Consider the following 10,050-nt stretch of genomic DNA (forward strand, 5'->3'; position numbering starts at 1 on the left):
GGGACGGATTAAGCGCTGGTAACGCGGCCCCGCTCTCTTTTTGTCGTCCGTGATTTAGTGATGGAACCAGGATGGGGTTGCCGGACACTTATAGGTATGGGGGACAGTAGAGAAGCATCCACAGACAAGGAGCTTTGGCTGCGCGCCATGGACGGCGACGGTTCGGCTTTTGCTTCCCTCTTTAAACGCCACCGGGACCGGGTCTTCGTTCATAGCCTCCGGCTGGTGAAAACTCCTTTCGAAGCCGAAGACGTAACCGCGATGGTGTTCCTTGAGGCCTGGCGCTGCAGGTCCAAGATTCGGCTGGTCAACGATTCGATGATCGGTTGGTTGCTGGTAACTGCCACGAACGTGGCTAGGAACAAGCTCAGGTCCACTCTGCGCTATGACCGCCTCCTCCGAAAGCTTCCACAAAGCGAGGTGGTGCCGGACCACAGCGACTTGGTAGCTGACATTGTCGACGAGGACCGCCGGTCGCAGCTCCTGCACCGGGCCAACCGTTCACTGGGTCGCCGGGACCAGGAAGTTATTGCGCTCTGCGTTCTTGAGGATATGAGCACAGCTGAGGTGAGCGAGCTGCTTGGCATTCCATCGGGCACCGTGAAGTCCCGGCTTTCACGCGCTAAACGGAGACTTTCACAGCTGATGAACCCACAACCCGGGTTCCTGCCGCCAACGCCCCCACTCACTTCTGAGGAGGAAACACCATGAATGACAATGGGCGTTCGCCACTCTTCAACGAGGAACGCAGCGCCGCCATCGGGGAGCTCTTAGCCAATGTCGCGCAGGACGGAACCCCGGAAAACCGGCACTTCCAGAACACCAAGGGCAGGCGGATTCTGCTTGCCGGTGTCGCCGTCGCCCTGGTGGCAACCGGAGGAGCCATCGTCATGCCGTTTGCGTTCTGAGTGACGGCCGAGCCGCTGTCATCCCCGGTGACGAAGGCGTGTGCGGTGCACTGGGACTGGCCTTGAAAACAGACACAGCACCTTGAACCGGGGCGATCAACAGCTTCGTCCCGCAAGCCGGTCCGCCCGGGAACCCCTTACGGGGCAGTTTCGTATCTGAATGGAACTCACCAGGACTGTCTGAACGGCCCCCGACTGAAGAACCGCTTATTGCCCTGACGCTAGGGGCGCTGACGCTTAGCATTGTGTGACATTCCTTTGGGTGCGGCTCTACGCCAGGTTGGGAACCTTTTTGGCTCCTGCGGACACTACTAGGCATGAGGCTAATGGGGGAGAACGACGAAGACCTGTGAGACAGGTGCAGCGCGGGGGACGCAGATGCTTTTGCTGTCCTGTTCGACAGGCACGTTGACGCAGTCTTCAGGTACTGCCTGTCCCGCTGCGGTTCGTGGCATGACGCGGAAGAGCTGGTTTCCATCACTTTTCTGGAAGCATGGAGACACCGGAACAGGCTCAAGCCAGAGAAAGACACAGTCCTGCCGTGGCTGCTTGGGGTCGCAACTAACGCATACCGAAACCGCGCCAGGGCATCGCGACGGCACGCTGAATTCCTCAGCAGACTGCCACACTCGGATCCCCGGACCGGGGAAAACGAAGCAGATCATGCCGAAGCGGTCGGATCAAGGGTCGACGCAGAACGCGCTGTACGAGAAATGCTCGACACGACCGCGGGTTTGAACAGCGGGGAACGCGATGTCGTTGTCCTGTGCCTTATGAACGGAATGGGCCAGGAAGAGGCCGCAAAGACTCTTGGGATACGGGTCGGAACGGTCAAATCAAGGCTCCACAGAGCTCGCGCCAAGCTGGCCGGCACAAATCCAGCGCTGGAACCCGTCGAACAACTAAACGCAAAGATCGTTGAAGCGAGGCTGTCATGAACCTGTCTGAAGTGACGCACCCGAAGGACACGAAAAACCGCGTCCGCGATCTTCTTGTCCAGGAAGCACGCCGCAAACCGAAGGCCGTTCCCACTCGCGCCCGAATGTGGCTCAGCGCTGGAGCACTGGCAGGCGCGGGTCTTCTGGCCGGAACCACTGTCCTCGTCACTGCCTCCGCGCCGGAACCACCGGACAGGTTTCTGGATGCGTCCCGAATCATCCCCAGCCTCTCCGAACCACAAAAGGAAACGGACAAGGTCCCGGCCTCCGTGTCTCCCCTCTTCGACTACATGATGGTGGACCCTGTGACCCGCGCGGACATCGACCCCACGAAGACACGGCGGATCGGACACACCGCAACGAGGACGATCTACGCCGCACCTGCCGGTAACGACTTCATCTGCGACATCGGGGTAGACACCAAAACAGGGACCAGCGACGGCGCGGGATGCGTGATGCTGAAAAACTTCGAAGCTTTCGGGATGAACACGGTGACAGCAGACGGGAAGGAATCTTGGTGGCTGATGGTTCCCGCGGCCGTAAAAAAGAACCTCGAATCCGTCAAGGATGAACCCGGCTGGACACAGCAGGCCCCGAACTTCCTGGTGCGGGACCTCAACAAATGAGCCATCGAGGAACCCTTACGGGGGACGGATTTTTTAACGCGATATCCCCCTCGTTTCCGCGTAGTCTTTCCCTTCACGGGAAGTCATTCAGGAGCCCCGGCTGAGGGAGAACAAAGAGTACCGGTCGAGCAAGTACTCAACGGGCTCGAAGTGCATGCCCTCGAGCCAGGTGAGACTGTGCTGGAGGCCTTCATCCTCCTCAAAGTCCTGGACCGAGACGGCGACGTTGCGTGGTCATACCGAACCACTAACCGACTCAGTCGTGAGGAATTGCTTGGGGCGCTAACCGTGCAGGTGGACGTGCTGCGCAAGTCGCTGCGCGATGAATGGGACGACGACTAAGGTCAGCTGACGGCTCGGCTTCAAGAGTGGTCCGGTGGCTGCCCTAAGCCGAACCGCTTACGGCAAAGAAAGCTGGTCGCGGGTAAAACGGGCGAAGCCGGCGTGAACGTCACGGACAATGATGGATCCGGTGCCGAGGAGCTGTGCCTTCTCTCGAAGTTGCGCCACGAGGTCCTCGCTTGGGCGGCCGAAGATTTCGATCGTCTTCAACTTAATTAGCGGGGCAACTGGCGGGAACTTGGGCCCCGCCACTTTCATGTGGAACTCCAACGAGGCCAGATCAGGATGAAAATGGAGGACACTCATAGTGGAGCCGTCCTCTGAGAAACAGACGCTGTAGGAGATGATCCGAGGCTCATTCTGTTCAACGAACGCGGCGAGTTCTGCCATGGCTGTCTTGAGTTCCTCAAGTTTGCCGGAGCGGACCTCCGAAGTATCAAGGTAAGCGACGAAATCATCCATGTCATCTCTCCCGTTGGAGGGCCGGGCTGAACGCCTGGACCTGGTTCACTACGCACAATTGTCCTCCCGATCCTCTATGGAAGCGCGGCGGATTTATGGCTCCAGGATCACGGCCAGCAGTATGCCCTGAGAATTCGCCACCGGGCCCATGGCCGCGATGACAGGGACCGCCGCCTGTCGGGGGGACGGGCCCCGCATGAACAGGGAGAGGCCCACAACACCGTGATCGTGATTTGTGCGGGGGAGTTCCTCAAAATCTGGCCCGACCCGTGACATTCAGGCATGCAAGCTTGCAGGCCATGGTATCTGGCGCCATAGCCTGCGGCCGCTCATGCGACTTACGCTGAATTGAAGTGGATCAAAGGAAAGGTGCACTGGCAATGTTTGCGCAGGTTCGGCGTGTTCGCCTATCAGGGCACGGAGATCGACTTCGCCTTCGGCAGCCTGGCCGTTGGGGGGAAGACCCACTGGAGGATCTTCGCGAATGTTGCCGCGTTTCCGTGTCTATGGATAAGGCTCTTGGTGAGACGATCCGTGGGGCAATCGCAGCTGGAGCGGGGTGGCAGGACATTGGCCAGGCACTTGGAGTTGCTGAGGCTGCCCGCTCCAAGCATGACGTTATCGATGCTCTCGCTGCCAATAGACGAGAGACGTGGCGTCGGTACCTTGAGTAGATCAAGGGCCTAGAACGATTTCGGACAATGACAGGGTCCTGATGCGGGAAGTCGTCGGGTGGGGGAGTGTCCCAGCTCCAAGGAAATGGGACGCCGGGGCTAACTGCGCACCGCGAACTGTCCCATGACAGTGCGCAGGGATGGCCCTGGGCTTCAGTTGCGGACCAGACGGGCCAGCAGGATGGCGCGTAGCCGGTGCAGGTGCGGCATCAGCCCGTAGATCACGATCGGCACGGCAATGGTGGCCAGAATGAAGGTGCGCAGCACAGGATGCAGGGTCACCAGCCAGTCGCCGACTACGAGGTTGATGACGGTCAGTGTGGGGAACACGGCCAGCCAGATCATGAGGGCGAGCTGGTGTTTGGTTGGCGGCGGGGTATGGGTGGGGCGCTGGGTTGTTGCCTGATCGGACACTAAGGCTCCTCTGGTATTCATTGGGTGTTTGCGTGATGGGTGTTTGGGTCAGTAGCCCATGCTGAAGTCGCGGACAGCGTTTCGGATGTCTTCTTCGATCAGGTCGGCATTGATGGCTATTGCTGAAGCGGATCCTTCGCCTGCTGCGGTTATGACCTGGGCGCGCGGGTTCGCTACGTTACCTGCAGCCCATGCCCCGGGAACGGTGGTGAGCCCGGTGCTGTCGCGGACCACCCACCCGGAATCATCCATTTCGCAGCCGATCCCGGCTAGGAGGTCGTTGTGAGGGACGAAGCGGGGCGGGACGAACAGGGCCTGCCGGCGGACAATCCGTCCGTCGTCCATTTCCACTCCGCTGAGCTGTTCGTTCTCGACGAGGACTTGCTTCACTGTGCCTTCGACGATCCCGATCGCGCGGGCCACGAGCTCGGAGCGTTGCAGCGGTGTCAGGGATCCGGGTGGGGTGAAGAACACGACGTCCTTCGTCCACTGCCGCACAGTCTGCACATACCGAACGGATTCAGCAGAACCGCCGAGGACGCCAAGCTGGTGGTCGCGGACCTCGAAGCCGTGGCAGTACGGGCAATGCAGGACGTCCCGGGCCCATCGGTCGGCCAGACCGGGAATGTCCGGCAGTTCGTCACGCAGGCCGGTGGCGATCAGCAGGCGGCGGGCCGAAACCCGCTGGCCGTCCGAGAGCAGAACCCAGAACCCCGATGCGCCGCACGGTACCAGCTCGGTCACGGCACCGGCACGGATCTCGCCTCCGTAACCTTTCACCTCGTCCCTGCCCACTTCGAGCAGCCCGGCCGGCGGCATTCCGTCACGGGACAGGAAGCCGTGCATGTGCGGGGCGGGCTCGTTCCGGGGGGAGCCAGAGTCCACCACGAGAATTTTCCGGCGGGCCCGTGACAACACCAGGGCCGCCGAGAGTCCGGCTGCTCCGCCGCCTACTATCACTACGTCAAATTCAGTCATGCCTCAAGGCTGTCCGGTATCCCCCGAGGCGACAACAAACGTTGCTGTTTCCGGGAAATAAGCGTTGGATAGCCCTGTGACCGACCCAGCAACAGCGATCGCGGCCGCCCTTGACCAGGTCGGACCACGGCTGAAACGAGTGCGGACCCAGCGCGGCGTTACGCTGACAGCTCTCGCTGCCGCTACCGGAATCTCGAAGAGTACTTTGTCACGGCTGGAGACAGGGCAGCGGCGCCCCAGCCTGGAACTGCTGCTGCCCCTGGCGCAGGCGTACCGCGTGCCACTGGATGACCTTGTCGGCGCCCCCGACGTCGGAGACCCCCGTGTCCGCCTCAAAGCCGCCGGCTCGAACGGGCGGACCGTTATTCCGCTTACCCGCCAGCCCGGTGGCATGCAGGCCGCGAAAATCGTCATCCCCATCACGAAGATCCACCCCGAACCCAAGACGCATGAAGGATACGAATGGCTTTATGTCCTCTCAGGACGCATGCACCTGGTCCTCGGCGACCATGACCTGATCCTCGGACCCGGGGAGGTGGCGGAGTTCGACACGCATGTTCCCCATTGGTTCGGCAGCACCGGAGACCAGCCCGCAGAAGTCCTCAGCGTCTTCGGCGGACAGGGCGAACGGATGCACGTCCGCGCCAAGTCAAACAACCGGGCGAAAAGCAGCAAGCAGTAGAGGGCACAGAAACGGCCGCCACTGGTAAGCCGTCACGCGCCTTCCGGAGCCGGAGCAGACCCGGCAGGACCGGGCTCGAAGGCTCTGGGGGCGATGTGGCGGTTCTGGTGCAGGTCCTGCCTTAAGCCGACTCCGCCCTCCGTCCCGCCCTGTCGTCTTCCGCGGCCAGCCCGCCAAGGATCAGCTGAAGACCGAACTCAAATTCGTTCCCGAAGTCGTAGCCGGGTTTCAGCACGTGCTCGCTGGCGATCTCGAGTAGGTGTGGGTACTCGCCGGCGGCGAACATCTCCACGATGGGGGAGGCGACGTCTCCAGTAGTAGGACTTTGTGCAGGGCAGCCGGTCCCACCAGATCCCGCACGAACGCAGCCTCTTGCAAGTACTGGACCCAAGTTCTAGTGGTCGTTCGCGGGCGACGCCGAACGGAAATGCGTGAAAACCTGATATCCGTCTTGACGGGAAATCATTTGTCGTAGTGAGTTTCCTTCCGCTGAAATCCAGAGAAGCGAATCGTCGGGCATGACGGCCTCCACCGTTCCTTTCCGGACCAGTTTCCCGCCTCTCCAAACTTCTACCCGTTGCCCGAGAGCACGTTGCCAATCTGGTTGCAGGTGAAGGTCCATCGTTTGCTCCTATGTACACGTGGATTAGGTTTGGAAGACCTGCACGGGGTTGTTCGGCCGGCCGGCGGTGAGGTGCCGTAAGCGTTGCGATAGGTGATGATCCGGGTGATCATCCGACACCTCACCGCAGAAATTGGGGCAGTTGAGATGCCGGTTACAGGGAGCGCTGGTCCGGGCCGTTGTATTCGCTTAGCGGGCGGATGAGGGAGTTCGCTGCCGCCTGTTCCATGATGTGGGCGGTCCAGCCGGTGATGCGGCTCGCGACGAATATGGGTGTGAAGGTCGGAGTGTCAAAGCCCATGAGGTGGTACGTGGGTCCGGCAGGGTAGTCGAGGTTGGGCTTGATGGCCTTGGCCTCCTCCATCGCCTGCTCGAGCCCGTTATACAGGCCCAGGAGTTCAGGCCGGCCGTAATGGGCGATCATCTTATCCAGCGCGGCCTTCATAGTCGGAACGCGGGAGTCACCGTTCTTGTAGACCCGGTGCCCGAAACCCATGATTTTCTTCTTCTGCGCCAGCGCATCTTCCATCCACGCTTTAGCGCGGGTGGCGGCTTGCTCCAGGGATTCCTCGGGCCGGATGCCGATCTCGTCGAAGGTGTGCATGACGGCTTCGTTGGCCCCGCCGTGCAGCGGGCCTTTGAGCGCTCCGATGGCAGCGGTCACGGCCGAGTGCAGGTCCGAGAGAGTGGAAGTGACCACGCGGGCGGTGAAGGTCGAGGCGTTGAAGGAGTGTTCGGCGTACAGGATCATCGAGACGTTGAACGCCTCGATGACCTCGTCCACGGGGTCTTCGCCGAAGGTCATCCAGAGGAAGTTGGCCGAGTAGCCGAGATCGTCGCGCGGTTCCACAAGCTCTTGCCCGTGCCGGCGGCGCTGGTCGTAGGCCACGACTGCCGGCATGGCCGCCCAGAGGTCGATGGCCTTGCTCATGTTGGCCTCGGGTGAGGCGTTCTCGGCCAGTGGGTGCCGTGCTCCCAGCACCGATGCCGCCGTGCGGCAGACGTCCATGGGGTGGGCGTCCGTGGGCAGGGCGTCGATGATGGCCTTGAGTGCAGGGTCGAGAGCCCGGCCGGCCCTTTCGCGGGCGGTGAGCCCGGCGAGCTGGTCCTGGGTGGGCAGTTCGCCGTTCCAGAGCAGGTAGGCGACTTCTTCAAAGCTGCATTTGGCGGCGAGCTCCTGGACCGGGTACCCGCGGTAGAGCAGCGAGTTGGTTTCCGCGTTGACCTTCGAGACCGCGGTGTAGTCCACCACGACGCCGGCGAGGCCCTTCTTAATGTCTGGGTTGGTCATGCTGAACTCCTTCGTTGCAGTCCGTGGACTAGCGGATGTTGGGGATCTGGAAGTTGAAGATGCCGGAATCAAATTTGTTGTATGCCTCGTAGTCCACGAGGTCATAGAGGCGGGCTCGGGTGAGCATTTCAAACACACGTACCTCCTGGGTTCCCAGGCTCTTGAGTGTGTCCAGAACCCGTTCGGCGGCGCCCATGGCGCTGCGGAGCAGGGTGACGGGGTAGATGACCATGTTCACGCCGACTGCGTGGAGCTGTTCCACGGTGAAGAGGTCGCTTTTGCCGAACTCGGTCATGTTGGCCAGGATCGGCACGTCCACGGCGTCGCGGATGGCACGGAACTCGTGCAGGTCTCGCATGGCCTCGGGGAAGATCGCGTCGGCGCCGGCATCGACGAGGGCCTTTGCGCGGTCTTTGGCTGCCTGGAGTCCGTCAGTTGCTCGGATGTCGGTGCGGGCCATGATGAGGAAGTTTGGGTCGCGCCGGGCGTCGGCGGCGGCGCGGATGCGTTTGGTGGCGGTCTCCAGGTCGACGACGTTTTTGCCGTCGAGGTGGCCGCAGCGTTTGGGGTTGAACTGGTCCTCGATGTGGCACCCGGCGAGGCCGGCGTTCTCGAGTTCCTGGACGCTGCGGGCGACGTTCATGGGTTCGCCGAATCCGGTGTCCGCGTCCACCAGGCAGGGCAGGTCGGTCATGCGGGCGATCTGTCCTGCCCGGGTGGCCACCTCGGTGAGCGTGGTCAGGCCGATGTCCGGCAGGCCAAGGTCGTTGGCGAGCACGGCGCCGGAAATGTAGACCCCGGCGAAACCCTTCTCCTCGATCAGCCGGGCGGAAAGAGGGTTGAACGCTCCGGGGAACTGCTGAACGGTGCCCGATGCGAGGATGTCGCGCAGCTTGATGCGCTTCTGCTCGGGCGTGGTCTTGGAGTACAGCACTTTAGAAGAGTCCCTTCGGTGCGGCGCCGAGGTCGATGACTCCGGGGGCGGCGGTGATGTTCAGCTGGTCCAGTTCGCCGGGGCCCAGTTCGGGGAGGCGTTCGACGGCGGCAAGGAACCTTTCGATTTCGTCCTCCTCCACCAAGCCGGCTGCGAGGGTACGGAACTTGTTGACGTACTGCTCGCGCGTGAAGGGGCGGGCGCCGAGCGGGTGGGCGTCGGCGACGGCGATCTCGTCGGTGATGACTGTGCCGTCGGTGAGGGTGATTTCCACCGAGCCGCCGAACGCCTTCTCGTTGATGTCCAGGGAGTGGTAGCGGCGGGTCCATTCCGTGTCCTCGACCGTGGACACCTTTTGCCACAGTTCCACGGTGTCCGGGCGGGCGGCCCGTTCGGGGGAGTAGGAATCGACGTGGTGCCAGGCTCCGTCCTGCAAAGCGACGGTGAAGATGTACGGGATGGAGTGGTCCAGTGTCTCCCGGGACGCGGTGGGGCTGTACTTTTGCGGATCGTTCGCGCCGGAGCCGATCACGTAGTGCGTGTGGTGGCTGGTCTTGATCAGCACCGAGGCCACATTGGCCGGGTCGGTGGCTTCGGGGTGTTCCCTGTTCAGCTTCCGGGCCAGGTCGATCCAGGCCTGGGCCTGGTACTCGGCGGAGTGTTCCTTGGTGTAGGTGTCCAGGATGGCGCGCTTGGCCTCGCCCGGTGTTGGCAGCGGGACCTGGTAGGAGGCGTCCGGGCCGTCCAGCATCCAGGCAATGACACCGTCCTCGCCTTCATAGATCGGCACCGGTGAGGTCTGTCCGCGCATGGCCCGGTCCGCGGCTTCGACGGCCATCTTGCCGGCGAACGCGGGGGCGTGGGCCTTCCAGGTGGAGATCTCGCCCTTGCGGGACTGCCGCGTGGCGGTGGTGGTGTGCAGGGCCTGGCCGACGGACTGGAAGATCGTTGCGACGTCGAGCCCCAGGAGGGTGCCGATGCCCGCGGCGGCGGAGGGGCCGAGGTGGGCCACGTGGTCGATCTTGTGCTTGTGGAGGCAGATCGCCTTCACGAGATTGACCTGGATCTCGTAACCGGTGGCGATCCCGCGGATCAGGTCCTGGCCGTTGGAGCCGACGTGCTGGGCCACGGCGAGGATCGGCGGGATGTTGTCCCCTGGGTGGGAGTAGTCCGCGGCGA

General features: G+C 62.4%; 12 protein-coding genes and 1 pseudogene. 6 read left to right on the forward strand and 7 right to left on the reverse strand.

The features are described 5' to 3' along the window. Nucleotides 1-96: 96 nt before the first annotated feature. The 5 genes and pseudogenes from J7E80_RS12950 to J7E80_RS12970 all read left to right on the forward strand — a co-directional run bounded on the left by J7E80_RS12950 (nt 97) and on the right by J7E80_RS12970 (nt 2,814). Entirely contained in the window at nt 97-711 is a 615-nt protein-coding gene (locus J7E80_RS12950; RefSeq protein WP_215052121.1) for an RNA polymerase sigma factor, read from the forward strand. After that, nucleotides 708-908 (forward strand): hypothetical protein, encoded by a 201-nt coding sequence (locus J7E80_RS12955; protein ID WP_215052123.1) that lies wholly within the window; start codon nt 708-710, stop codon nt 906-908. Before J7E80_RS12950 ends, J7E80_RS12955 begins: the two co-directional genes overlap by 4 nt. Nucleotides 909-1,297: 389 nt before the next feature. Next, nucleotides 1,298-1,846, forward strand: a pseudogene (locus J7E80_RS24650) (RNA polymerase sigma factor); the annotation flags it as partial. Further along, a complete protein-coding gene (locus J7E80_RS23835; protein ID WP_251036784.1) occupies nt 1,843-2,472 on the forward strand; it encodes a hypothetical protein in 630 nt (209 codons plus the stop codon). The pseudogene J7E80_RS24650 and the gene J7E80_RS23835, both read left to right, overlap by 4 nt. 150 nt (nt 2,473-2,622) lie before the next feature. Beyond that, nucleotides 2,623-2,814, forward strand: coding sequence for a hypothetical protein (locus J7E80_RS12970; protein ID WP_215052125.1), 192 nt, complete (start codon nt 2,623-2,625; stop codon nt 2,812-2,814). 57 nt (nt 2,815-2,871) lie between these two features. On the opposite strand, the gene J7E80_RS12975 is transcribed toward J7E80_RS12970, so the two are convergent. From J7E80_RS12975 to J7E80_RS12985, 3 genes are all read right to left on the reverse strand, one after another. Then, nucleotides 2,872-3,276: a hypothetical protein gene (locus J7E80_RS12975; RefSeq protein ID WP_215052127.1), complete on the reverse strand. Its 405-nt coding sequence runs from the start codon at nt 3,274-3,276 to the stop codon at nt 2,872-2,874. Between the two features lie 827 nt (nt 3,277-4,103). Further along, nucleotides 4,104-4,364 (reverse strand): hypothetical protein, encoded by a 261-nt coding sequence (locus tag J7E80_RS12980; protein ID WP_215052129.1) that lies wholly within the window; start codon nt 4,362-4,364, stop codon nt 4,104-4,106. A gap of 48 nt (nt 4,365-4,412) precedes the next feature. Further along, a complete protein-coding gene (locus tag J7E80_RS12985) occupies nt 4,413-5,342 on the reverse strand; it encodes an NAD(P)/FAD-dependent oxidoreductase (protein ID WP_215052131.1) in 930 nt (309 codons plus the stop codon). 76 nt (nt 5,343-5,418) lie between these two features. On the opposite strand from J7E80_RS12985, the gene J7E80_RS12990 reads away from it, so the two are divergent. Beyond that, the gene (locus J7E80_RS12990; RefSeq protein WP_311380823.1) at nt 5,419-6,024 is read left to right on the forward strand and encodes an XRE family transcriptional regulator; all 606 of its coding nucleotides are present in this window, start codon (nt 5,419-5,421) and stop codon (nt 6,022-6,024) included. 121 nt (nt 6,025-6,145) lie between these two features. Here J7E80_RS12990 and J7E80_RS24420 read toward each other — a convergent pair whose 3' ends face one another. The 4 genes from J7E80_RS24420 to J7E80_RS13010 all read right to left on the reverse strand — a co-directional run. Beyond that, on the reverse strand, nt 6,146-6,316 hold the full coding sequence (locus tag J7E80_RS24420; protein WP_311380824.1) for a TetR/AcrR family transcriptional regulator C-terminal domain-containing protein: 171 nt from the start codon (nt 6,314-6,316) through the stop codon (nt 6,146-6,148). 484 nt (nt 6,317-6,800) lie between these two features. Then, the gene (locus J7E80_RS13000) at nt 6,801-7,937 is read right to left on the reverse strand and encodes a bifunctional 2-methylcitrate synthase/citrate synthase (RefSeq protein WP_215052133.1); all 1,137 of its coding nucleotides are present in this window, start codon (nt 7,935-7,937) and stop codon (nt 6,801-6,803) included. A 28-nt stretch (nt 7,938-7,965) separates the two neighbouring features. Beyond that, nucleotides 7,966-8,871, reverse strand: coding sequence for a methylisocitrate lyase (gene prpB, locus J7E80_RS13005; protein WP_215052135.1), 906 nt, complete (start codon nt 8,869-8,871; stop codon nt 7,966-7,968). Nucleotide 8,872: 1 nt separating this feature from the next. Continuing rightward, nucleotides 8,873-10,050, reverse strand: a 1,178-nt coding sequence (locus tag J7E80_RS13010; RefSeq protein WP_215052137.1) for an MmgE/PrpD family protein, incomplete at its 5' end; no start/stop codon positions are given.

It is taken from the genome of Arthrobacter sp. ISL-28, from assembly GCF_018613875.1.
Classification (GTDB): Bacteria; Actinomycetota; Actinomycetes; order Actinomycetales; family Micrococcaceae; genus Arthrobacter.